The 22,217-nt window shown below is 59.3% G+C and carries 20 protein-coding genes; 15 read left to right on the top strand and 5 right to left on the bottom strand.

What is annotated here, in order from left to right:
• Positions 1-520: 520 nt before the first annotated feature.
• From EOS_RS26860 to EOS_RS26830, 7 genes are all read left to right on the top strand, one after another.
• Positions 521-1,723, top strand: coding sequence for a cation:proton antiporter (locus EOS_RS26860; protein WP_047895225.1), 1,203 nt, complete (start codon positions 521-523; stop codon positions 1,721-1,723).
• A 114-nt stretch (positions 1,724-1,837) separates the two neighbouring features.
• On the top strand, positions 1,838-2,953 hold the full coding sequence (locus EOS_RS26855; RefSeq protein WP_047895224.1) for a YbdK family carboxylate-amine ligase: 1,116 nt from the start codon (positions 1,838-1,840) through the stop codon (positions 2,951-2,953).
• 696 nt (positions 2,954-3,649) lie between these two features.
• The gene (locus EOS_RS26850; protein ID WP_047895223.1) at positions 3,650-4,294 is read left to right on the top strand and encodes a MarR family winged helix-turn-helix transcriptional regulator; all 645 of its coding nucleotides are present in this window, start codon (positions 3,650-3,652) and stop codon (positions 4,292-4,294) included.
• Positions 4,295-4,489: 195 nt separating this feature from the next.
• Complete coding sequence (locus tag EOS_RS26845; protein WP_047895222.1) at positions 4,490-5,209, top strand: glutamine amidotransferase; 720 nt, start codon at positions 4,490-4,492, stop codon at positions 5,207-5,209.
• 32 nt (positions 5,210-5,241) lie between these two features.
• The gene (locus EOS_RS26840; RefSeq protein WP_047895221.1) at positions 5,242-5,949 is read left to right on the top strand and encodes an MOSC domain-containing protein; all 708 of its coding nucleotides are present in this window, start codon (positions 5,242-5,244) and stop codon (positions 5,947-5,949) included.
• A gap of 101 nt (positions 5,950-6,050) precedes the next feature.
• Positions 6,051-7,163 carry an NADH:flavin oxidoreductase/NADH oxidase gene (locus EOS_RS26835; protein WP_047895220.1) on the top strand — a complete coding sequence of 371 codons (1,113 nt, stop codon included), beginning with the start codon at positions 6,051-6,053 and terminating at the stop codon, positions 7,161-7,163.
• Positions 7,164-7,413: 250 nt separating this feature from the next.
• Entirely contained in the window at positions 7,414-7,869 is a 456-nt protein-coding gene (locus EOS_RS26830) for an SET domain-containing protein (RefSeq protein WP_047895219.1), read from the top strand.
• A 54-nt stretch (positions 7,870-7,923) separates the two neighbouring features.
• Here EOS_RS26830 and EOS_RS26825 read toward each other — a convergent pair whose 3' ends face one another.
• The 3 genes from EOS_RS26825 to EOS_RS26815 form a co-directional block, all read right to left on the bottom strand.
• Positions 7,924-9,369, bottom strand: coding sequence for a sensor histidine kinase (locus EOS_RS26825; RefSeq protein ID WP_047895231.1), 1,446 nt, complete (start codon positions 9,367-9,369; stop codon positions 7,924-7,926).
• Positions 9,370-9,477: 108 nt separating this feature from the next.
• Positions 9,478-10,164: a response regulator transcription factor gene (locus tag EOS_RS26820; RefSeq protein WP_047895218.1), complete on the bottom strand. Its 687-nt coding sequence runs from the start codon at positions 10,162-10,164 to the stop codon at positions 9,478-9,480.
• A gap of 562 nt (positions 10,165-10,726) precedes the next feature.
• The gene (locus EOS_RS26815) at positions 10,727-11,014 is read right to left on the bottom strand and encodes a 4a-hydroxytetrahydrobiopterin dehydratase (protein ID WP_047895217.1); all 288 of its coding nucleotides are present in this window, start codon (positions 11,012-11,014) and stop codon (positions 10,727-10,729) included.
• Between the two features lie 94 nt (positions 11,015-11,108).
• Here EOS_RS26815 and EOS_RS26810 point away from each other — a divergent pair, with 94 nt between their 5' ends.
• The gene (locus EOS_RS26810) at positions 11,109-11,597 is read left to right on the top strand and encodes an Lrp/AsnC family transcriptional regulator (protein ID WP_047895216.1); all 489 of its coding nucleotides are present in this window, start codon (positions 11,109-11,111) and stop codon (positions 11,595-11,597) included.
• Here the strand turns inward: EOS_RS26810 and EOS_RS26805 are convergent.
• Positions 11,594-12,112, bottom strand: a complete 519-nt coding sequence (locus tag EOS_RS26805) for a class IV adenylate cyclase (RefSeq protein ID WP_047895215.1) — start codon at positions 12,110-12,112, stop codon at positions 11,594-11,596. The genes EOS_RS26810 and EOS_RS26805 overlap by 4 nt on opposite strands.
• A gap of 129 nt (positions 12,113-12,241) precedes the next feature.
• Complete coding sequence (locus tag EOS_RS26800; protein ID WP_047895214.1) at positions 12,242-13,162, bottom strand: LysR family transcriptional regulator; 921 nt, start codon at positions 13,160-13,162, stop codon at positions 12,242-12,244.
• Positions 13,163-13,353: 191 nt separating this feature from the next.
• On the opposite strand from EOS_RS26800, the gene EOS_RS26795 reads away from it, so the two are divergent.
• From EOS_RS26795 to EOS_RS26765, 7 genes are all read left to right on the top strand, one after another.
• Entirely contained in the window at positions 13,354-15,033 is a 1,680-nt protein-coding gene (locus EOS_RS26795) for a GMC family oxidoreductase (RefSeq protein ID WP_047895213.1), read from the top strand.
• 458 nt (positions 15,034-15,491) lie between these two features.
• Positions 15,492-16,271, top strand: a complete 780-nt coding sequence (locus EOS_RS26790; RefSeq protein ID WP_047895230.1) for an ABC transporter ATP-binding protein — start codon at positions 15,492-15,494, stop codon at positions 16,269-16,271.
• Positions 16,268-17,026 carry an ABC transporter ATP-binding protein gene (locus EOS_RS26785; RefSeq protein ID WP_047895212.1) on the top strand — a complete coding sequence of 253 codons (759 nt, stop codon included), beginning with the start codon at positions 16,268-16,270 and terminating at the stop codon, positions 17,024-17,026. Before EOS_RS26790 ends, EOS_RS26785 begins: the two co-directional genes overlap by 4 nt.
• 70 nt (positions 17,027-17,096) lie before the next feature.
• Positions 17,097-18,320, top strand: a complete 1,224-nt coding sequence (locus EOS_RS26780) for an ABC transporter substrate-binding protein (RefSeq protein WP_047895211.1) — start codon at positions 17,097-17,099, stop codon at positions 18,318-18,320.
• A gap of 180 nt (positions 18,321-18,500) precedes the next feature.
• Positions 18,501-19,385 carry a branched-chain amino acid ABC transporter permease gene (locus EOS_RS26775; protein WP_047895210.1) on the top strand — a complete coding sequence of 295 codons (885 nt, stop codon included), beginning with the start codon at positions 18,501-18,503 and terminating at the stop codon, positions 19,383-19,385.
• A complete protein-coding gene (locus EOS_RS26770) occupies positions 19,385-20,356 on the top strand; it encodes a branched-chain amino acid ABC transporter permease (RefSeq protein ID WP_047895209.1) in 972 nt (323 codons plus the stop codon). Before EOS_RS26775 ends, EOS_RS26770 begins: the two co-directional genes overlap by 1 nt.
• A 633-nt stretch (positions 20,357-20,989) precedes the next feature.
• Entirely contained in the window at positions 20,990-22,156 is a 1,167-nt protein-coding gene (locus tag EOS_RS26765) for an ABC transporter substrate-binding protein (RefSeq protein WP_047895208.1), read from the top strand.
• Positions 22,157-22,217 lie beyond the last annotated feature (61 nt).

The raw sequence follows: 22,217 nt of genomic DNA, 5'->3' as shown, positions 1-22,217 counted from the left end.
CACAGAAATCGACCGGCCTTGTTAACGACTACTACGTATATATAAACAAAACTTGTAAACCTTAAAACCGGCGTCATCGGCAGCACTCAAAGTGAAAAAAGCCCGTTCCCGCAGACAAATTAACGATGAAGTCGGGTCCTTTGCGAGGTAGATTTTTCCTCATGCAGGCACGATAGAACTCATTGTTACCGCTTTATTTTCACCGGCGCGGCGATTGAAGAGAGGGTGCCGGGAGCTATGGCACAATCGCCGTTCTTTCGTTTGGCCGCCTCGCCGGCTTGTCGCTTCAAACCGCGCTCTACGCGAGTACGTGGATTGAAAAAAACACTGCGAACCTTGCCGTGACGGCAACGGACCACCAGGCCAATCGCCTGTCAATTGGCTAACCGGTCCTGATGGGGCTTGACGCAGCCTGAAGAATCATCAGGCAACGAACTTTTCCGGCAACGCGCACCGTTGCCGCGCACTAACTGCCTACTTACTGTCTATCCGCACGAGCTGCGAAGGAGAAGTCCTCACGATGAAGTCGGCCTTTTCATTCTTACCGGTCTGGCCGCTCGTACCCGATGCCATTTTTTGGGCCGGGCTCGCGCTGGTCGCCGCCGGCCTCTGCGGCGAACTGCTCTGGCGGGCCTGGCGCCTGCCGCGCATCACGGGCTACGCTGTCATTGGCCTAATTGCGGGCAATGCGGGTTTTGGCGTTATCGATGTCAGTTCGGCCGGGATCTCGCGGCCATTGCTCGATGTTGCGCTCGGCCTGCTCCTGTTTGAACTTGGCAGCCGGCTCGACTTGCGCTGGATTCGCCGGAATCCTTATCTGATCCTGTCGAGCATTGCGGAAAGCACGCTCACGTTCGGCTTCGTGCTAATCGCGTTGACGCTGTGCAAAGTGCCAACCATGCCGTCAGTTGTGATCGCCGCGATCGCCATGGCCACGTCACCAGCCATGGTCATTCAACTGCGCACCGAACTGCGCGCCGAAGGTCAGGTCACGCAGCGCCTGCTCACGCTGACCGCGCTTAACAGCATGTACGCCGTGATCGTGGAAAAGCTCGCGGCCGGCGTGCTGCATCAGGAAATCTACGGTAATACGCTCGCGACCATCGTGCAGCCGCTTTACCTGTTGCTCGGCTCGCTCGTGCTCGCCTTGGCGCTCGGGCTTGCGTGCAACCTGCTGTATCGACGGCTCAATACCGACGACGAACATTCGTTCGTCGCCCTGTTCGGGCTCGTGCTGCTCGCCATCGCCATCGCACATGTGTTCAAGCTGTCGACCATTCTTGCGTTGCTGGCGGCTGGCATCATCGTGAAGAATTCGAACGAGCGCCCACAACTCTGGCCCACGCATTTCGGCACCGCGGGCTGGTTGCTGACCGTGATTTTGTTTGCGCTGACGCTGACGTCGTTCGAATGGCACGATATCGCGCTTGGCGGTCTGGCCGCGCTGGCGCTGATCGTGGCGCGTTTTGTCGGCAAGCTCGCCGGTGTGCTGATCTTCGCGAAACCGAGCGGCCTCAACTGGAAACAGGGCGCGGCGCTCGGTGTATCACTAACGCCGATGTCGGCGCTGGCGTACCTTCTCGTCGACGATATGTATGTGCTTTATCCCGATTACGACCCGACGCTGCGGGCAATCGTGATGTGCTCGATCGTTGTACTGCAGATTGTTACGCCGTTTCTCGTGTATCGCAGCTTGTCGGCGATCGGCGAACGGCGCGAGTAACGTTTTATCCTGTTTTTTCTCGGGTCACCGGGCGTGTCATTGAGCGCGTTACCGGGCGCGTCGTGCCGATAAGGTGTCGGCCGAAGACCCAGGCTTTGTCAATCAAGAGGCACCATGTCACTCGAACCTTTCATCAACTCGGAGCCGTTCACCTTCGGCGTCGAACTCGAGATCCAGGTCGTCAACACGCACGACTACGACTTGACGAAGGCCGCCTCCGATCTCATGCGGCTCGTCAAGGACGAAAAAATCCCTGGCAACATCACGCCGGAAATCACCGAAAGCATGATCGAGTTGTCCACCGGCATCTGTACGACGCACGAACAGGCCGTAACGGACCTGCACGCCATTCGCGACACCCTGGTGGCCGCTGCTGACCACCTCAACGTGGGGCTGTGTGGCGGTGGCACGCATGCCTTCCAGCAGTGGAGCGACCGCCAGATCTTCGATACACCGCGCTTTCAGTACCTTTCCGAACTCTACGGTTACCTCGCCAAGCAGTTCACGGTGTTCGGCCAGCATGTGCACATTGGCTGCCCGGATCCGGACAGCGCATTGTTCCTGCTGCATTCCATGTCGCGCTTCATTCCGCATTTCATTGCGTTGTCGGCTTCCTCGCCGTACGTGCAGGGCGTGGATACCGGCTTTCATTCCGCGCGCCTCAATTCTGTATTTGCATTTCCCTTGTCTGGCCGTGCGCCGTTCACGCTGACATGGGACAGCTTTGAGGAATATTTCTCGAAGATGGTCAGCACCGGCGTGGTCAACAGCATGAAAGACTTCTACTGGGACATCCGGCCCAAGCCGGGTTTCGGCACGATCGAAGTCCGCGTGATGGACACGCCGCTGTCCGTCGATCGTGCCGCGGCGATTGCTTGCTACATCCAGACGCTCGCACGCTACTTGCTGCTCGACAAACCCCTTACGCTCAAGGAAGACGATTACCTTGTCTACACGTTCAACCGGTTCGAGGCATGCCGCTTCGGCCTGGAAGGCAGTTGTATCGATCCGCAGACGGGCGAGCGCCGCACGATCGCGGAAGATATCCTGGCGACGCTCGAAGTGATCGCGCCTCACGCCGACGCACTCGGCTCGAACGAAGCGCTGCGCCAGGTCGGCGATATCGCGCGCAGCAATATGAACGACGCGACCTGGCTGCGCGGCGTTTTCGACCGCGAGCGTTCGCTGCATGAAGCGGTGCGCCAGCAGTGTTTGCAGTGGCGCGAATGAACGGGACGACCGCGATTCGGCCGGTTTGAGCCCGTCGGAGAAAAAAAGAAACCCGCTTACCGGCGGGTTTTTTTTCGTCACTTTCTTTCTGACCGATGCCGATAGCTTCCCTCCAAGGTTTACTGTTATGAAGTCGTATACATACGTAATAGTAGTTAACAAGCATCGCGCGATTCTGTGGACAACCGATAAAATCGTCGAAAACTCAATGATTTGGAGTGCGCATAACCGTGGTGCCAAGCCTTGCATCGAGCGGGGCAACGCGGGACAACAAGCTGGCTGTTTTTTACGTGTGGGGGGTTATCAAGAATCGGCGCACATTGAATAATGCTGTTATCCACCCCCTTATCCACAAGGTTTTGTGAATAACTAAGGTGTACGTTTGTTCCGGGTCGCTTAGAATGTCGGTTTTACCGGCAGGGAGAAGCAGAGCCGGTGAACAAACGAAGCGCTCGACGGTCTAGAACAGGCGCCACGGAGAAACATAGATGTCCTGATCCGGACGACGAACTAGCCGCATCGGTTCGATCGCCTGAATTTTGAGACGGTAGTTGATACGGAAGGATTCGTCGGTCGGATACGTCGGCGATTAAGCCTGCAGCGACTTGGGTAAAACGAGCGGGGTCTGACGTTTTACCGGTTTCAAGCCGTTGCTGAACCATCAGATAAGCATCAAGAAAGACGAAGCGAACGACTATGAGCGAAGGCGTATATGGAGAGCAGGCCACAGGGCGGGTGACCCACGGCTTGCTGCGGTTGAGCACGGCGATGCGTAGCCAGGCATGGGAATGGGCTGAGGGTGCGGGCTTGACGCCGACCCAGGGCGAAATTCTTGTGTTGCTGATGCAGCGACGCGGTCCAATGCGGCTTGGCGAGATCGCACGGGAAACGGCCTTGACTGCCGCGACCACTAGCGATGCCGTCAGCACGCTGGAAGGCAAGGGTCTGGTCGAAAAGCGCCGGGCGCTTGACGACGGCCGCGCGCTGGCAGTGCGCCTGACCGCGCGCGGACGCACAGCGGCGAAGAAGGCGCTGGTCTGGCCGGAGTTTTTGTCGAAGGCAGTCGGCACGTTGAAAGCCGATGAGCAGACGCAGTTGTACCGCAGCTTGCTCAAGACCATTCGACAGCTCGAAGTGGTGCAGCAGATTCCGCCGCATCGCATGTGCCTGAGCTGCACGCACCTCGAAGCGAGCAAGAATCCCAAGAAAACGCCGCATCACTGCACGTTGCTGAACATCGACATGGCCGATACCGACCTGCGTCTCGATTGTTCGGTATACGAAGAAGGCGATCTTTCCAAGCAGAAGAAGAACTGGAAGATTTTTGCGCAGGTCGCATAAGCGCCGCTGCGTAAACCGCCTGCTTCGCTAATCGTGCTTCGCGTGCTGAACGCGAAGCACGCGAGTGTCGGTTAGACTATTCGAGCTGCGCGCCCGTTGGCGGCGTGCTGGCTGCTCGACTGTGCCTCTTCTTTCCGTGCGCCGCTTGATGCCGCGCTCCGACCTCAGCTTGCCGGCTATCCTGGATGACCGCCGATGAAACGTGAAGTCCTGGCGATACGCCACGTCTATTTCGAAGATCTCGGCAGCCTGGAACTGGTACTGGGGGATCGTGGCCAACTGGTGCGTTATCTCGACGTGGGCCGTGCTCGCATCGACGCTCCTAATCCACTCGACACTTCATTGATGGTCGTCCTCGGCGGCCCGATCGGCGCATATGATGATGCGCTGTTTCCCCATTTGAATCCGTTGCTTGCGATGCTGGAAAAGCGCATTGCGGCCGGGTTGCCGACTATCGGCATCTGCTTGGGTGCGCAGTTGATCGCCCGGGCGCTGGGTGCGAAGGTTTATCCGGCGGCGCAAAAGGAACTTGGATGGAAGGCGCTGACGCTGACCGAGGCGGGACGGGCGTCGGCGTTGCGGCATTTTGAAGTGGATGGTCAGTCGACGCCGGTTCTTCACTGGCATGGCGATACCTTCGATCTGCCCGATGACGCCACGCGGTTGGCTTCCACAGACCTTTGCGAGAATCAGGCTTTCAGTTGGGGCGATCACGTTCTAGGCCTGCAATGCCACCCTGAAGTTCTCGTCGACCGGTTTGAAACCTGGCTGATAGCGTACCCTGGCGACGTGGCGGAAAGCGGCACTGACGTTCCGACCTTACGCGCCGATACGCTCAAGCATGGCCCTGCGCTCGAACGTGCCGCGCGCAAGATGTTCGGCGAATGGCTCGACCGCTTCGAGCCGGCTAAATAAAGGTTTAGAGAAAGCACTGAAGGTAACGCACCATGAATCCCGTCATCGACGCCGTCCTTGCAGGCGTAGTCGCACCGCTTGGCACGCAGGGCAAATACAGCGCGATTCACAAGGTGCCGGTGGCGGTGCGGGTTCATGTCGGCGAAACCGGCATGGAGGGCGACCACCAATTCGAGCGCAAGCATCACGGTGGCCCCGAGAAAGCGCTGCATCACTACAGCCGCGACCACTACGCCGTCTGGCGCGACGAATGGCCCGAATCATCAACGGGTTTGACGCGCTTCGATACCCCTGGCGCATTCGGCGAAAACATCTCGACTCGCGGTTTGAATGAAGCAGATGTTTGTGTCGGCGATGTATATCGTCTGGGCACGGTGATCGTGCAGGTGTCGCAGCCGCGCCAGCCGTGCTGGAAACTCAACCTCCACTTTTCCCGCGATGACATGTCGCGGTGCGTGCAGCACACGCGTCGTACCGGCTGGTATTACCGCGTGCTGGAACCCGGTGAAATGGGCGCTGGCGATGTCATGGAGCGGCTCGCGCGACCGCATCCCGAATGGAGCGTCGAGCGTCTGTTACGAGTGCTTTACGTCGATCGTGACGATCAGCCTTCGCTTGAAAAGATGACGATGCTCGAGGCATTGACGCCGTCATGGCGAAGTACCGCGGCGAAGCGGCTCGATACCGGCAAGGTTGAGTCCTGGGCGTTGAGATTGAATACGCCAGAGGGCGAGAAGTAGGGCGTTGATGTTATCGGTAAGGCAATCGCGCCCGCTATCAGCAGGGAAAAAACCGAAGTGCTATTCTAAAACGCCCTTTTCCCTCCCTCGGAAACTCTCCCATGAGCGCTCTGTTTTCGCCATTCACGCTGCGGGGCGTGACGATTCCGAACCGCATCGTCGTCTCGCCGATGTGTCAGTACTCAGCCGAACGCGGCGAAGCCACCGCATGGCACATGATCCACCTCGGACACCTCGCGCTCTCCGGCGCCGGCATGCTCTGCCTCGAAGCCACCGCAGTGGAACCCGATGGCCGCATCACGCCCGGCGACCTCGGCCTCTGGGACGATGCGACCGAAGCCGCGCTCAAACCGGTCATTGACGCAATCCGAAAGTATTCGCACATTGCCATCACGATGCAACTCGGCCATGCCGGCCGCAAAGCGTCGAGCGCGGTGCCATGGGAAGGCGGTCAGCTGATCTCTGTGTCAGAAGGCGGCTGGATGCCCTCGGCACCGTCGGCGATTCCGCATAAAGAGGATGAAACGCCGCCGCTCGCACTCGATGCAGCCGGCCTGATCCGCGTGCGTGAAGCTTTCGTGGCAACGGCGAAACGCGCCGCGCGCCTGGGGTTGGATGGGCTCGAAGTGCATGCCGCCCACGGTTATCTGCTGCATCAGTTTCTCTCGCCGCTGGCGAACCAGCGCACCGACGAATACGGCGGTTCGCTCGAAAATCGCATGCGTTTTCCACTCGAAGTGTTTGACGCCGTGCGCGCGGCTTTTCCCGCCGATAAACCCGTCGGCTTGCGTGTGTCGGCATCGGACTGGGTGGAGGGCGGCTGGGATCTCGAGCAGACCATCGCGTTCGTGAAGGAGTTGCAGAAACACAAGGTGGACTGGATCGATGTCTCGTCGGGCGGCGTATCGCCGCTGCAAAAAATTCCGCTGTCACCCGGTTATCAACTGCCGTTTGCAAAAGCCATCAAGGAAGCAACGGGCGTGAACACGATGGGCGTTGGCCTGATCACCGACCCGCAGCACGCCGAAGAGATCATTGAGTCCGCTCAGGCGGATATGGTCGCGCTGGCGCGTGCGCTGCTCTACAATCCGCGCTGGCCGTGGCACGCGGCCGCGCAGCTTGGTGCGACTGTCGAAGCGCCGCCGCAATACTGGCGCTCGCAGCCGCGCGACCAAAAAGCGTTGTTCGGCGATATCTCTTTCGGCCAGCGCTGAAACACGCAGCATGAATAAAGAGAGCGGTTGAACTCGTGCGCGCCTAACGTGTACGATGCCGATGTTCGCCTGCGTGGTTTCAACCGTGCAGGCAGCAAAACGAAGGACAGCAACGCGGCGGCGCCTCGCATTCAGGCCGCCGCGTTTTTTTAATCCACGTTCCGGTTCGTCACCGTTCGCGTGAAACCGGGACGGGGCGAAGTTCAAGCGTCTGCTAAGCCAAACCGATTCGTTTTAAAGGATTCATTCGATGAGTTCACGGAGGGTCGCCGTCCGCCGTTCGGGCATACACGGCAAGGGCGTTTTCGCCGCGATGCCACTCGCGAAAGGCGAGCGGATTATCGAGTACAAGGGCGAACGCATTTCGTGGAAAGAGGCGTTGCGCCGTCATCCGCACAACCCGGACGAGCCGAACCACACGTTCTATTTCGCGCTCGAAAACGGCAAGGTGATCGACGGCAAAGTCGATGGCAATAGTGCGCGCTACATCAACCATTCGTGCGCGCCGAATTGCGAAGCTGAAGAGAAGGAAGGGCGCGTGTTCATCCACGCGCTGCGTGCGATCAAAACCGATGAAGAGCTGTACTACGACTACGGTCTCGTCATCGACGGTCGCATCACGAAGAAGCTCAAGAAGGAATACGAGTGCCGCTGCGGCGCCAAAAAGTGCCGCGGCACGATGCTGGGGCTGAAGAAGAAAAAGTAGGGCTTTCGTACTGAAGTAAAAAACGCCACGGCAGGTCTTCCCCGTGGCGTTTTTCTATGCCGGTTTCAAAGGCATCCGCACGATGAAACGCGCGCCGCCTTCGGGCGCTGGCGCATCCTCGTAATGCACGCTGCCGTTGTGCAGCACCATGATGTCGTGGACGATCGCGAGGCCCAGTCCGGCGCCGCCTTCCACGCCGTGGCCATCGCCGCGGAAGAAGCGTTTGAAGAGATCCTGCTGCTGTTCCTGCAGCACGCCCGGACCGTTATCTTCCACCACGATTTCGCCCATCTTGCGGCCATTTTCGTCGACGGTTTGCGTCACCGTGACCGTCACGCGTGCCCCTTCGACTCGCGACGTGGGCACGTATTTCAGGGCGTTATCGATGAGATTGCCGATCACCTCGCGCACCAGCACGAGGTTGCCGCGCACGATCAGGGGATGTTCGTTATCGGGGTCGTCAAGACGCTGGAAGCCCATGTCGACACCCGCGGCCAGCGCGCGCGGCACCCATTCGGCGCCGGTTTCGAACGCGAGCGCGGCGTAGTCGAAATCGGTAAAACGCGCGGCCTGTTCGCCCGGCTCGGCGCGCGCGAGCGAGAGCAACTGGTTCGACAATCGCACAGCCCGATCCGCCGATGCCCGCAGCTCCTTCACCGCTTCCAGCACCTTCGCCGGGTCCTTCGCGCTCGCCGCCTGCTCGGCGTGCAGCTTCACGGCGGTGAGCGGCGTGCGCAACTGATGCGCGGCATCGGCAATAAATTTGCGCTGTCCGTCGAGCGCCGTCTTCAGGCGCTCGAGCAGGGCGTTCATCGCGCTCGTCAGCGGACGAATTTCGATGGGAACGAAGGATTCGTCGACCGGTTCCAGCGACATGTGGGTCTGCCGGTTGAGGGTATCGGCGAGATCGGTCAGCGGGTTGAGTTGCTGGTTCACCACGCGCCACACGATCACCCAGCCCGCGAGCAGCAGGAGCAGCAGCGGCATCATGATCGCGACCATGAACTCGACGGCAATCCGGTAACGCGAGCCCACGCGCTGTGCCACTTCCACAACGATTGGATTGCCGTGCAACTGATCGACACGCACCTGGGCCGCGCGCACGCTCGTACCCTGATAGTTTGTCTCGAAGACGTAGGCGTAATGAATCCGGCGCACGTTCGTGCCGGCCAGCGGCAGATCGGGTTCGCCGGCGATTTCGTTTTCACCGTCACTGATGCGGTAGATCAGTTGTTCGACGGGATCGGAAAACATCGCGCGGGCGAGCGGCGGCACGGTCAACGGTGCGTCGACGCCAGCGAGCTGGATCTGCTTCGAGATAGCCGTGGCGAGATCGGCGAGCGAGCGATCGACCACGTGCTGGGTGTATTGCCACGCGAGCCAGTACGCCATCAATCCGCTCATCAGCGCGAGCAACGACAGCGGCGCGGCTAGGCGACGCAGCAGCGAGCGTCGCAGGCTGGGAGGCACACGCGCAGACTTGGTTGCCGTCTGCGCCAGATGCAGCCAGTCGGCGCGATCGAAACGTTCATCGGGCGTGCGCCGGGGAGGGAATCGCAAGGTGCTGGGTGACCGCTCGTCAGGCTGATTAAGCCGTCTACAAACCGCTTACGCGGCCTGCCGGATTTCCTGCAGCAAGTAGCCGAAACCTCGCACCGTCACGATTTCCACGCGGCAGTTTTCGAGTTTCTTGCGTACCCGGTGCACGTACACTTCGATCGCGGTGTCGCCGAGATCACCGCCGAAGTGCGTCAGGTGATCCTGCAACTGGGCCTTGCTGACCACGCGGCCGTGACGCAGCAACAGCATTTCGAGCACGGCGAATTCGCGCGGCGACAGTTCGAGCGGTTTTTCGTCGTTGAAAATGCGGCGATCCACGCCCGACAGACGCAAGCCGCCCAGCGATACTTCCGGACGCGGTACATCGCCGTGCGGGCCGCTGCGGCGCATGACAGCGCGAATCCGGGCTTCGAGTTCGGCGGGCTCGAACGGCTTGAGCATGTAGTCGTCGGCGCCGCTGTTCAGGCCCTGGACGCGGTCATGCAGCTCGTCGCGTGCGGTCAGGATGATCACCGGCGTATGACGATTGCCCTGGCGGAAACGGGACAACAGCGTCATGCCGTCGATACCCGGCAAGCCGAGATCGAGAATCACCAGTTCATGGCGATTTTGCGTGAGCGCTTGCTCCGCGAAAATGCCGTCGTGGACCATATCGACGGTAAAGCCGGCTTGTTCAAGGCTACTTTGAATGCCGCGCGCGATGGGGCGGTCGTCTTCGATCAGAAGGATTCGCATGGAAGTCGCTCTTATACGATGGGTTGGGCTCGATTGCGCGTCGCGGCCGCCAGCCGGAACTGCTTACCTTTCTTTACCGCGGCGCCGTCCGAGTCATATCAGCAATCCTTTTACGCCAAACGCTGCACCGCGCCTCGCCGTGCAGCGATTCTCCTGCGGCTGGACTTGCCGTAATCCCCCCAATCCACGGATGCCGCGCCGAGATCGGTTTCTGGCATGCCCGCTCGCCCCGTGTGGCGACAAATTCAGTCGCAGCAAGGGGTTGATAGGCTGTCCAAACCGTATGCGCTGCTGATTGTACAGTGTCGGTCTGTCCCGCCAATGGACTGGCGGTACCGGAGCGCCTGAGTCGTTAAGAAAGCTTACGCTCGTATTAATGATTTGCTTTCCCGCTGAAAGGCTTTGTTGTCAAAGACTTGCAATTACCTTTGTTTATGCTTTCGAATGAGCGCGTTCGGGCGGTTTCCGGGCAGCTTATTGCGATTTTCGAATGTTATTGTTTGTAATATGACTGTTACGCATTTGTCGCAGTAGTCAGCTTGGTAAGGGGATTTCAGGCGGCTCATGTGATTGAGTCGATGAATCTTGCGAGTCTCGCATCGCGTTCCGTCAGGCCTTTTGCAGCGTGCGTCGAGAGCGTGATTTCCACCTTGTCGTACACGTTCGACCACTCGGGATGGTGATCCATCTCCTGCGCTTTGATTGCCACCCGCGTCATGAAACCGAACGCCTCGTTGAAGTCAGCGAACTTGAAACTTCGGTGAATCGCATTGCTATCTTCGCTGAGTTGCCACTGCTTTAACTCGGCGAGAAGTGTGGAGAGTTCGTCGGGTGTAAGTTTTTTGATCATGTCGGGATCTCCTTCTGTACGCTCGGACAACGCATGAGATTAGCCGAACACGCGGTAAACTTGCGTCTCTCGGCTTTATTCGCAGGACTCCCTCATGGTTGATCTCGATCACTTCGATCTCGCGCTGCTCGAGGTTCTACAACGCTTCGGCCGCGCGACGCATCAACAATTGGGTGAGGAAGTACCGCTGTCGCCGTCGCAGATTGGCCGACGCCTGCAACGCCTCGAGGCGACCGGCGTGATCGATGGTTATCGGGTCGTGCTGCGCCCCGAAAAGCTCGGGCTCGGCGTGACCGCGTTCACGAGCCTCAAGCTGAAACATCATGGCGATACGGTTATTGACCAGTTTCAGCAGCAGATCGACATGCTGCCCGAAGTGCTTGAATGCCACGCGACGGTTGGCGACGCCGATTATCTGCTACGGATCGTCGCGCCGGATTTGAACGCGCTGTCCACGTTCGTCATGAAAAAGCTGATGCGCGTTCCCGGTGTAGACAGCGTGCGCTCCAACATCGTGCTCACTACGTTCAAGCGCAACGGACCGCTGCCGCTCGGACATCTGGCGGAAAATCCGAAGGATTAAGCCGGTTCGCTAAGCAGGTCGACATACGCGACCGGCACCAGGTCGCTTGACGCCACGCCGAGCCGCGCGAACCATTCCTCAGCTTCTTTTTCACCGCCGGCTTCGTCGTCGTCCTGGGCGAGCAGCACTTCCAGTTCGATGAAATCGCCCAGGCCGTCCACGCGGTCCAGATTAATCCGCGTCCGCCCGACGATATACACGTGCCGCTCCTTGTTCACGATGCCGCGCGTGTTCAGCGCTTGTGCCAGCAGCGTGTGCATGGCTTCGGGGTTCGTCACCGGGCTGCGCGAATAGTACGAAACCTTCGGGCCGTCACGGTCGTCGCGTTGATAGAAAATCAGTTCGGCCGGCGTGTTGTCGTCGAATTGACGCAGTTTCAGGCGGCCGTTCGGCACATCGTAGAAAAAATCCTGCTGGCGATAAATCAGCGGCGGTTCAGTCGCAAGCGCTGCCGCGCGCGCCAGAAGCTGGTCGAACTGATGCGCGCGAGCCTTGATTTCGATATTGCGTGCCATGTTGGAATTTCCTGTTCACGTGGGCGCCAGATGCGCGACCCTCAGACTAACAAAATTTGATGACCGGAAGATTCATTGGCTTCGGCTCTTTGCCTTCGCTTCGTTGTCGCGTCGTTGTCGTTTCGCTGACTAAGTCGCCCATTGATCTTCAATCAGACGTAACGCCGCTGCGATGCCCGGTTCCTCGCGGCGCTCCGCCAGCACGATGAACGAAAGCTGCGTGGGCACCGTGACGCCTTCCACGATCGTCAGCGCATGCGCGTGTGCCTCGGCCAAAGCAATCGAATCGCGCACGAGTGTCAGGCCCACGCCAGACTTGACCAGATCGAGCATCGACGGCTCCTGGTCCACTTCAGCCACCTTGACGGGCTGGACACCGTGGGCGTCGAAGATCCGCGTCAGCAAGCGGTTATGCGCCGATTCCGGCGGCGTCCAGATCCATGGCAGACGCGCAAGCGCCACCCAGTTGGGTCCGCGGCGTTCCCCGTGCGTTATCCGGTTCACGCGATCCTTCCATCCGGCCGGGGCCAGTACGCGATACAGATACGGCTTCAACTGCACGACGTGGAAGCGCTCGGCGTCGCGCGGTTCATCGATTGCCGGATCGCCGATGTAAAACCCCACATCGAGATCGCGCGCCTTGATGCGCTCGCGCACCCAACCCGACATGCCATGTCGCAACGCGGTTTCAATCCGCGGATACGTCTCCACGAGCGCACGCAGAAAGCCGCCGAGCCGCAGGAATTCGGGATCGAGGATCGTACCGATAGTCAGGCGACCACTGACTTCGTGGCGAAGCGCGGCGGCGACCCGCAGGACCTCGCTCGCGGCATTCAGGGCGCGCTCCGCGTGCGGCAGCAGTGCTTCGCCGTCGCGCGTGAGGATCAAGCCGTGCGAGGTCCGCGAAAACAACGGGACGCCTAGTGTCTCCTGCAAGTTCTTGATCTGCAGGCTAACCGCAGGCTGCGACACGTGCAACTGCACGGCCGCACGCGTGAGATTGCCTTCGCGGGCAACGGTGACAAAGGCACGCAGAAGAGTCAGGTCCATGCCTGATATTAGCCCAGCTTATAACGCGATTGAAGATATCTCATTGGATTGCTGCACTGCGTCCGCGGTAGCGTGTCCCCGTATATAAGAGCGTGATGCAGCGCTGGGCACCGAATTCACGATGTCCATGGCGAAGTGAGCATTCCAGATAGAGCGAAAGCCGCGAGTAGCGGCTCGGGCAGGAGACACCAATGAAACAGGACGCGCGCAAGCTCGAGGGCGAATTCGATTACATCATTGTCGGTGCGGGGACGGCGGGCTGTGTGCTCGCCAACCGCTTGAGCGAAGATGCCGATGTAAGTGTGCTGCTGCTCGAAGCGGGCGGCAGGGACAACTATCACTGGATTCACGTGCCGGTCGGCTACTTGTATTGCATCGGCAATCCTCGCACGGACTGGCTCTATAAAACACAGGCGGAACCGGGACTCGATGGACGTTCGCTTGCGTATCCGCGAGGTCGCGTGCTGGGCGGCTGTTCGTCGATTAACGGCATGATCTACATGCGCGGCCAGCGCGAGGATTACGACGATTGGGCGCGCATCACCGGAGACCCCGACTGGTCCTGGGATTCAGTATTATCCGTGTTCAAACGCAGCGAAGATCATCATGGCGGTGCCAATGAATGGCACGGCGCGGGCGGCGAATGGCGCGTCGAGAAGCAGCGGCTGAAATGGAAAGTACTGGAAACTTTCGCGCAGGCGGCGCAAGAAACCGGCCTTCCCGCCACCGACGATTTCAATCGTGGCGACAACACAGGCGTAGGTTATTTCGATGTGAACCAGCGCAGCGGGATTCGCTGGAATACATCGAAGGCATTTTTGCGGCCCGCGATGAAGCGTTCCAATCTCACCATCATCACGGGCGCGCACACGCAGCGGCTCGTGATGGAAGGCAAGCGTTGCGTGGGCGTAGAGTATCGCGGCGGCGACGCCGACTATCTCGCCAAGGCGCGTTGCGAAGTGATCCTGAGTGCGGGCGCGGTGAATTCACCGCAGTTGCTGGAGCTGTCCGGCATTGGCAACGGGGCGCGGCTGCAGCAAATGGGTATCGATGTGGTTAAGAATTTGCGCGGCGTCGGCGAGAATTTGCAGGATCATCTACAGCTTAGGATGGCTTACAAAGTGCGTGGCGTGCGCACGTTGAACACGTTGTCGGCGCATTGGTGGGGTAAGGCGTGGATCGGCTTGCAATATGCGTTGACGCGCAGTGGACCGATGTCGATGGCGCCGTCGCAATTGGGGGCATTCGCGAAGTCGAATCCCAACGACATGACCATTACCCGGCCCGACGTTGAGTATCACGTGCAACCGTTGTCGCTGGATCGGTTCGGTGAGCCGCTGCATGCGTTTAACGCGTTCACGGCGTCGGTGTGCCCGTTGCGGCCGACATCGCGGGGAAGTGTTCATATTGCATCGCCGGACGCCCGGGATGCGCCTTTGATCGCGCCGAATTATCTGTCCACCGATCGCGATCGGGAAGTTGCGGTCAATGCATTGCGGTTGACGAGGCGGATCGCCGCTGCGCCAGCGTTGGCGAAATATTCGCCGGAGGAGATCTTGCCGGGGACCGCGTTTCAGACCGATGCGGAGCTTGCCGTGGCCGCGGGAAAAGTCGGCACGACCATTTTTCATCCGGTAGGTACCTGCAGGATGGGGACGGATAACGATCCGGCTGCGGTGGTGGATGGGCGCTTGAGGGTCATTGGCGTAACGGGGTTGCGGGTGGTCGATGCTTCCGTGATGCCTACGATTACCTCCGGCAATACGAATTCGCCAACGTTGATGATCGCTGAAAGGGCTAGTGAAATGATTCGTGCCGACAGGCGGTTTGCGGGCTCGCGCGCGAGGGTGGAAGGGTCGGGTTCTGTTTGATTGATGGGGCGTGAGGGGGTTATAACGCGCACTACGTCTGTAACCGCTCCTTCCAGGGTCGCGCCAAGCATGACAAAACTACTAGAAGATGACCGGCGTCGCGAATAAGCAAGATAGATGCAAGTACGAACACAGCGGCGTGCGCACTGGAAATTCACCGGCCAGTGCAAGCGAAAACAAACGGCGAAACTAAGTGCAAATCCCGATGATTGCGCTGCATCATTGGCGCGACAATACCGTGTCCGCGCTTGATGCGCCGCACGTCTGCACGACCGTTGTGCGGCACGCAAAAAGTGCAGGGGACTCAAACAAACGCAACGGCAGCAGCGCAACACAGCCCCAAGCAAAAGTACCCGCACGACCGCAACAAACCACCGCCAGCAAAACCACGGGGCATGCGCCAAAAGCGCGCCGAGCTGAAGCTGAAACAAAGGCTCAAACAAAGCACGGAAGGGGACATGATTCTCGGCGATACGATTCTGGAAACCCGCGGCCTGACAAAAGAGTTCAAAGGCTTTACCGCCGTCAACGGCGTGAACCTGCGCGTGCGCCGTGGCTCGATCCACGCCCTGATCGGCCCCAACGGCGCAGGCAAAACCACCTGCTTCAATCTGCTCACCAAATTCCTCGAACCCACAGCGGGTCAGATCGTCTTCAACGGCATCGACATCACCGGAGAGCGTCCAGCCCAAATCGCGCGGCGCGGCGTGATCCGCTCATTCCAGATCTCCGCTGTATTTCCACATCTGACAGTGATGCAGAACGTACGCATCGGCTTGCAGCGCTCGCTCGGTACATCGTTTAAATTCTGGAAAAGCGAACGCGTCCTCAACGCACTCAACGACCGCGCGATGGACCTGCTCACCCAGGTCGGCCTGACCGATTTCGCCGATACCACCACGGTCGAACTTTCCTACGGCCGCAAACGCGCACTGGAAATCGCGACCACGCTTTCAATGGAACCCGAACTCATGCTCCTCGATGAACCCACGCAAGGCATGGGTCACGAAGACGTCGACCGGGTCACGGCGCTGATCAAGAAAGTATCGGCGGGACGCACGATCCTGATGGTCGAACACAACATGAACGTGATCGCGGGCATCTCCGACACCATCACCGTGCTTCAACGCGGTGAAGTGCTGGCCGAAGGCAGTTATGCAGAGGTATCGAAGAACGCGCTCGTGATGGAAGCCTACATGGGCAGCGCCGACGCAGCCCTCGCCGGAGCGCACGCATGAGCACGATCGTGGAAGAACGCCGCGCGCAACAGCGTGAAGCATCGACTCAGGAACCGGCGCTCGAACTTGTCGGCGCACAAGCCTGGTACGGCGAATCGCACATCCTGCATGGCGTGGACCTGAGCGTGCATCGAGGTGAAGTCGTGACGCTGCTCGGGCGCAACGGCGCCGGCCGCACGACTACGCTGCGCGCAATCATGGGACTCACTGGCCGGCGTACGGGATCGATTCGTATCGGCGGGCATGAAACTGTCAGCATGTCGACGCACAAGATCGCGCATTACGGCGTGGGCTATTGCCCGGAAGAACGCGGCATCTTTTCGAGCCTGTCGTGCGAAGAGAATCTGCTTTTGCCACCGCTGGTGGGCAACGCGAAAGATGCAATGTCCATCGATGAAATCTATTCGATGTTCCCCAATCTCAAGGAGCGCCGCGCCAGTCAGGGCACGCGGCTCTCGGGTGGCGAACAGCAAATGCTGGCGGTCGCGCGCATCCTGCGTACCGGCGCCAATCTGCTGCTGCTCGATGAGATATCGGAAGGGCTTGCGCCTGTCATCGTGCAGACGCTCGCGCGCATGATCATGATGCTCAAGGCGCGCGGCTACACCATCGTGATGGTCGAACAAAATTTTCGCTTCGCGGCGCCGCTCGCCGATCGCTTCTATGTCATGGAGCACGGGAAGATCGTCGAGCACTTCAATGCCGGGGAACTCGAAACGAAAATGCCAGTGCTGCACGAACTGCTCGGGGTTTGAGAACGCCAACGCAAGTTCAACGCAACAGCACGCGGCTAACCGCAAGAACAACAACTCAACGGAGACTGTAATGAAGAAGAAGACCCTCGCGCGCCTGTCGGGCCTCTGCCTTGCGGTTGCCGCGGCCACAGCCTCGCTGATGGCGGGCAACGCACATGCAGCGCCCGGCGACACGGTGAAGATCGGCTATATCACGGACCTGTCAGGTCTTTATGCGGACATCGACGGTCAAGGCGGCCTCGAATCCATTCGCATGGCCATCGCGGATTTCGGCGGCAAGGTGAACGGCAAGCCGATCGAACTCGTCTATGCGGATCATCAGAACAAGGCGGATATTGCAGCATCGCGTGCCCGTGAATGGATCGACCGCGATGGCGTGAATGCGATCATCGGCGGCACGAATTCGGCGACCGCACTCTCGACCAATCAGGTCGCGGGCGAGAAGAAGATCCCGTACATCAACATTGGCGCAGGCGCGGATACCCTGACCAACGAGCAATGCACGCCGTACACCGTTCACTACGCGTACGACACCATGGCACTCGCCAAAGGCACGGGCTCGGCGGTGACGAAGCAGGGCGGCAAGACATGGTTTTTCCTCACGGCGGACTATGCGTTCGGCAAGGCGCTGGAGAAGAACACGTCGGACGTGGTGAAGGCGAATGGCGGTCAGGTGCTGGGTACGGTGCGCCATCCGTTGTCGGCGTCTGATTTCTCATCGTTCCTGTTGCAGGCGCAAGGATCGAAGGCGCAGGTGCTGGGTCTGGCGAATGCCGGCGGGGACACGATCAACTCGATCAAGGCGGCGAAGGAATTCGGCATCACCAAGTCGATGAAAATCGCTGCGCTGCTGATCTTCCTCACCGACATCCACAGCCTGGGTCTCGAAACCACGCAGGGCCTGGTCGCAACGGATAGCTGGTACTGGAACAAGGATGCCGAGACGCGTAAATGGGCGCAGCGTTACTTCGCCAAGATGAAGAAGATGCCGACCAGCTTGCAGGCCGCGGACTATTCGGCTGCGACCACGTATCTGAAGGCGGTGCAGGCGGCTGGATCGACCGATAGCGACAAGGTGATGGACCAGTTGCACAAGATGAAGATCAACGACTTCTACGCACAGAACGGCTACATCCGTGCAGACGGAAGCATGATCCACGATATGTTCCTGATGGAGGTGAAGAAGCCGTCGGAGTCGAAAGAACCTTGGGATTACTACAAGATCACGGCGACCATCCCGGGCGACCAGGCGTTCGGCACGAAGGCGGAGTCGCGCTGCGCGTTGTGGAAATAAGCGGCCGGGTTATAGCGGCACTGCGAGCGGCACTGCGAGCGGCACTGCGGATTCAAGCATGACGTCGAGGGTTTCATTGCATCCCGGCGCTACGCAATCTGCATGATCGATCGGCGCATGACGGCTTGCTCATATCGAGCTAAGGCGGCATGCGTCGAAACTACTCTGACGGCAGATTCAATGGAAATTTTCGGTATTCCGCTCGCGGCGATGATGAGCCAGTTGCTGCTCGGGCTGGTGAACGGATCGTTCTACGCCATCTTGAGCCTGGGCCTCGCGGTGATCTTCGGCCTGCTCAACGTGATCAACTTTGCCCACGGCGCGTTGTTCATGCTGGGCGCGATGCTCACATGGATGGGTTTCTCGTACTTCAATGTGCCCTACTGGGCAATGCTCGTGCTCGCACCGCTGGTCGTGGGCGTATTCGGCGTCGTGATCGAACGGACGATGTTGCGCTGGCTTTACAAGCTCGACCATCTCTACGGCTTGCTGCTCACGTTCGGCATCACGCTGGTTATAGAAGGCGTGTTCCGCTCGATCTACGGATCGTCCGGCCAGCCGTACGACGTGCCCGAACTGCTCTCGGGCGCGACGAATCTCGGCTTCATGTACCTGCCGAACTACCGGGCGTGGGTGGTGCTGGCATCGCTGGTCGTGTGCTTCGCGACGTGGTTCGTGATCGAGAAAACGCGGCTGGGCGCATACCTTCGCGCGGGCACCGAGAACCCGAAGATGGTGGAAGCCTTCGGCATCAACGTGCCGTTGATGGTCACGCTTACCTACGGTTTCGGCGTCGCGCTTGCGGCCTTCGCCGGCGTGCTTGCCGCGCCCGTGATCCAGGTGTCGCCGCTGATGGGACAGTCGATGATCATCACCGTGTTCGCCGTGGTCGTTATCGGTGGAATGGGGTCGATCATGGGCTCGATTCTCACCGGGCTCGGGCTCGGTGTGATCGAAGGCCTGACACGCGTGTTCTATCCGGAAGCCTCCGCGACGGTCGTTTTCGTGATCATGGCGCTGGTGCTGCTGGTGCGCCCGGCGGGACTTTTCGGCAAGGAAAAATGATGGTTAGGAAAGTGCTCTACGGCGTGTTGCTTGCCGGCCTGATCGCAGCGCCGTTTCTCGGCGTGTACCCGGTCTTCATGATGAAAGTGCTGTGTTTCGCGCTGTTCGCCGCCGCCTTCAATTTACTGATCGGCTACACGGGCCTGCTCTCGTTCGGCCACGCGATGTTCCTCGCCAGCGCCGGTTATTCCGCTGGTTACGCCATCCAGACGCTCGGTTTTACGCCGGAACTCGGTGTGATCGCGGGCACGGCCGTCGCGACATTGCTCGGTCTGATCGTGGGCTTGTTTGCTATTCGCCGCCAGGGCATCTACTTCGCGATGGTCACGCTGGCGCTCGCGCAGATGGTCTACTTCGTGTTCCTGCAGGCGCCGTTCACGCACGGCGAGGACGGTCTGCAAGGCGTGCCTCGCGGCAGGCTGTTCGGCGCAATCAGCCTCAGCTCCGATCTGACGCTCTATTACATCGTGCTCCTGGTGATGGTGCTGGCGTTCGGATTTATCGTGCGCATCGTGCATTCGCCGTTCGGGCAAGTGCTCACCGCGATCAAGGAGAATGAGCCGCGCGCGATCTCGCTCGGTTATGACACGTCGCGTTTCAAGTTGCTGGCGTTCGTGTTGTCGGCGGGATTGGCTGGGCTGGCCGGCGCGCTTCAAACGCTGGTGCTCGGCTTCGAGACGCTCGGCGACGCTTACTGGACCATGTCCGGCCTGGTCGTGCTGATGACCCTGGTTGGTGGCATGAGCACCATGTTCGGGCCTTTGCTGGGCGCGTTCATTATCGTGGCGCTGGAAAATCGTCTCGGCGATATCGGCAGTGCGCTGTCCTCGCTTACCGGCATAGATTGGTTCAACTCGCTCGGAGAGTCGGTGACGATCGTGACGGGCCTGATCTTTATTGCGTGCGTGCTGCTGTTCCGGCGCGGCATTGTGGGAGAAATCATTGCACGGATTCGTCCGTTGCGGGGTTGAAGGGATTCAAGCGGGATTCAAGCGGGATTCAAGCGGGATTCAAGCGCAATTCAAGCGGAAGCAGTGCGATTTAGTTGGCGATCCAAACTATATGCCAGCATGAGCGATGGTTTTCCCTCGGGTAATCGCGCTATTTAACGGGGCGTAGATGAGCAATTGCCCAATAAAGGTGCTAACGTGCACCACTAGGGTAAATGCTAGGTTGTCGGTATTCGTTGCGCAATCTAATATCCGTTTCAGTTCTGTTGCACCCCGAATTTTGAGGTGGAGAACGAGGAGACAACGAGGCATCAAGTGCCCGACCGAAAGCGCTGTTGGATGATTCCAACAGCGCTTTTTATTTGTGCTTCACGTTTGTCGATCACCTTATCCAATCGATTTATCCGTCCGGATTAAGGGGCCAGACATGGCCTTCGCGCTCCCCGATTCGCATTAATTTATCTATTTTCGTACGGGTTTTCCCGAGCATTTTTCAATGCGTGGCTTAGCGCGCATTAGCGCGTTCAAATCCCCTCAAAACGCTTGCCCCATGCGGTTCTCGTCCGCTACACTCGCGATTCACCGACCGTGTGGTCGGGATATAAAAATCGTAAAATCGCGCCAGTGGACAACACACATTTACGGGGCATATCAATGAAGTTGGCTTTACGCTGGATCTCGACGGCGGTATTCGTCGCGGGCGTTTCCTCAGTAGTGAGTTCGCAGGCGTTCGCAGACGTAAAGATCGGTGTGACCTTATCTGCCACCGGCCCGGCTGCATCGTTGGGAATTCCTGAGAAAAACACTATTGCGTTGTTGCCGAAGGAGATCGCTGGCCAGAAGATGGAGTACATCGTCCTCGACGACGCGACCGACTCCACGCAAGCGGTAAAGAACGCGCGCAAGTTGACGAGTGAAGATCATGTCGATGCCCTGATCGGTTCCACGGTGGTTCCCAATTCGCTTGCCATGATCGACGTGGCTTCGGAAACCTCCACGCCCATGATCTCGATGGCCGCGGCAGCTACTATTGTCGAGCCGATGGATGCAAAACGCGCGTGGGTATTCAAGACGCCGCAGAACGACATCCTGATGGCGACGGCTATCGCGCAGCACATGTCGAATCACGGCGTGAAGTCGGTGGCGTTTATTGGTTTTAGCGACGCCTATGGCGAAAGCTGGTTTAAGGAATTCACCAAGGCCGCCGATCTCGCGAAGATCAAGGTGGTCGCGAACGAACGGTTCGCGCGTAACGATGCATCGGTGACGGGACAGGTTCTTAAAGTCATGTCGCAAAATCCCGATGCCGTGTTGATCGCGGGCGCGGGAACACCGGCCGCCTTGCCGCAAAAGACGCTGAAAGAGCGGGGCTACAAGGGCAAGATCTATCAGACGCACGGCGTCGCGAACAACGACTTCCTGCGTGTGTGCGGCAAGGATTGCGAGGGCACGTTCCTGCCCGCCGGGCCGCTGCTGGTCGCCGCGCAATTGCCCGATTCGAATCCGGCGAAGAAGTCGGCGCTCACCTATAAGCAGGCTTATGAAGGTGCGTACGGCGCGGGTTCCGTGTCCACGTTCGGGGGACACGCGTGGGACGCCGGCCTGCTGTTGCAACGCGCGATTCCGATCGCGTTGAAGAAGGGACAACCCGGCTCGCAGGCGTTTCGCGAAGCGTTGCGCGCGGCGCTCGAAAGCACGAAAGATTTGCCCGGCTCGCACGGGATCTTCAACATGAGCGAGAACGATCACTCAGGACTCGATCAACGCGCGCGCGTGATGGTGGAGATCGTCGGCGGCCAGTGGAAGCTCGCCAAAGACTGACGGTGAGCGACACGACGATATGAACCGATCAAAGGCGCGTTGCTTCGAACGCGCCTTTTTT

Source organism: Caballeronia mineralivorans PML1(12) (assembly GCF_001028175.1).
Lineage (GTDB): Bacteria > Pseudomonadota > Gammaproteobacteria > Burkholderiales > Burkholderiaceae > Caballeronia > Caballeronia mineralivorans.
Note: the sequence above shows the minus strand (reverse complement) of the source record. Positions and strands in the feature narration are given on the sequence as shown.

What these genes read in the sequence shown, in the direction of transcription:
- EOS_RS26860 (WP_047895225.1), top strand. Translation starts at nt 521, where the DNA reads ATGAAGTCGGCCTTTTCATTCTTACCGGTCTGGCCGCTCGTACCCGAT.
- EOS_RS26855 (WP_047895224.1), top strand. Translation starts at nt 1,838, where the DNA reads ATGTCACTCGAACCTTTCATCAACTCGGAGCCGTTCACCTTCGGCGTC.
- EOS_RS26850 (WP_047895223.1), top strand. Translation starts at nt 3,650, where the DNA reads ATGAGCGAAGGCGTATATGGAGAGCAGGCCACAGGGCGGGTGACCCAC.
- EOS_RS26845 (WP_047895222.1), top strand. Translation starts at nt 4,490, where the DNA reads ATGAAACGTGAAGTCCTGGCGATACGCCACGTCTATTTCGAAGATCTC.
- EOS_RS26840 (WP_047895221.1), top strand. Translation starts at nt 5,242, where the DNA reads ATGAATCCCGTCATCGACGCCGTCCTTGCAGGCGTAGTCGCACCGCTT.
- EOS_RS26835 (WP_047895220.1), top strand. Translation starts at nt 6,051, where the DNA reads ATGAGCGCTCTGTTTTCGCCATTCACGCTGCGGGGCGTGACGATTCCG.
- EOS_RS26830 (WP_047895219.1), top strand. Translation starts at nt 7,414, where the DNA reads ATGAGTTCACGGAGGGTCGCCGTCCGCCGTTCGGGCATACACGGCAAG.
- EOS_RS26820 (WP_047895218.1), bottom strand. Translation starts at nt 10,164, where the DNA reads ATGCGAATCCTTCTGATCGAAGACGACCGCCCCATCGCGCGCGGCATT.
- EOS_RS26815 (WP_047895217.1), bottom strand. Translation starts at nt 11,014, where the DNA reads ATGATCAAAAAACTTACACCCGACGAACTCTCCACACTTCTCGCCGAG.
- EOS_RS26810 (WP_047895216.1), top strand. Translation starts at nt 11,109, where the DNA reads ATGGTTGATCTCGATCACTTCGATCTCGCGCTGCTCGAGGTTCTACAA.
- EOS_RS26805 (WP_047895215.1), bottom strand. Translation starts at nt 12,112, where the DNA reads ATGGCACGCAATATCGAAATCAAGGCTCGCGCGCATCAGTTCGACCAG.
- EOS_RS26800 (WP_047895214.1), bottom strand. Translation starts at nt 13,162, where the DNA reads ATGGACCTGACTCTTCTGCGTGCCTTTGTCACCGTTGCCCGCGAAGGC.
- EOS_RS26795 (WP_047895213.1), top strand. Translation starts at nt 13,354, where the DNA reads ATGAAACAGGACGCGCGCAAGCTCGAGGGCGAATTCGATTACATCATT.
- EOS_RS26790 (WP_047895230.1), top strand. Translation starts at nt 15,492, where the DNA reads ATGATTCTCGGCGATACGATTCTGGAAACCCGCGGCCTGACAAAAGAG.
- EOS_RS26785 (WP_047895212.1), top strand. Translation starts at nt 16,268, where the DNA reads ATGAGCACGATCGTGGAAGAACGCCGCGCGCAACAGCGTGAAGCATCG.
- EOS_RS26780 (WP_047895211.1), top strand. Translation starts at nt 17,097, where the DNA reads ATGAAGAAGAAGACCCTCGCGCGCCTGTCGGGCCTCTGCCTTGCGGTT.
- EOS_RS26775 (WP_047895210.1), top strand. Translation starts at nt 18,501, where the DNA reads ATGGAAATTTTCGGTATTCCGCTCGCGGCGATGATGAGCCAGTTGCTG.
- EOS_RS26770 (WP_047895209.1), top strand. Translation starts at nt 19,385, where the DNA reads ATGGTTAGGAAAGTGCTCTACGGCGTGTTGCTTGCCGGCCTGATCGCA.
- EOS_RS26765 (WP_047895208.1), top strand. Translation starts at nt 20,990, where the DNA reads ATGAAGTTGGCTTTACGCTGGATCTCGACGGCGGTATTCGTCGCGGGC.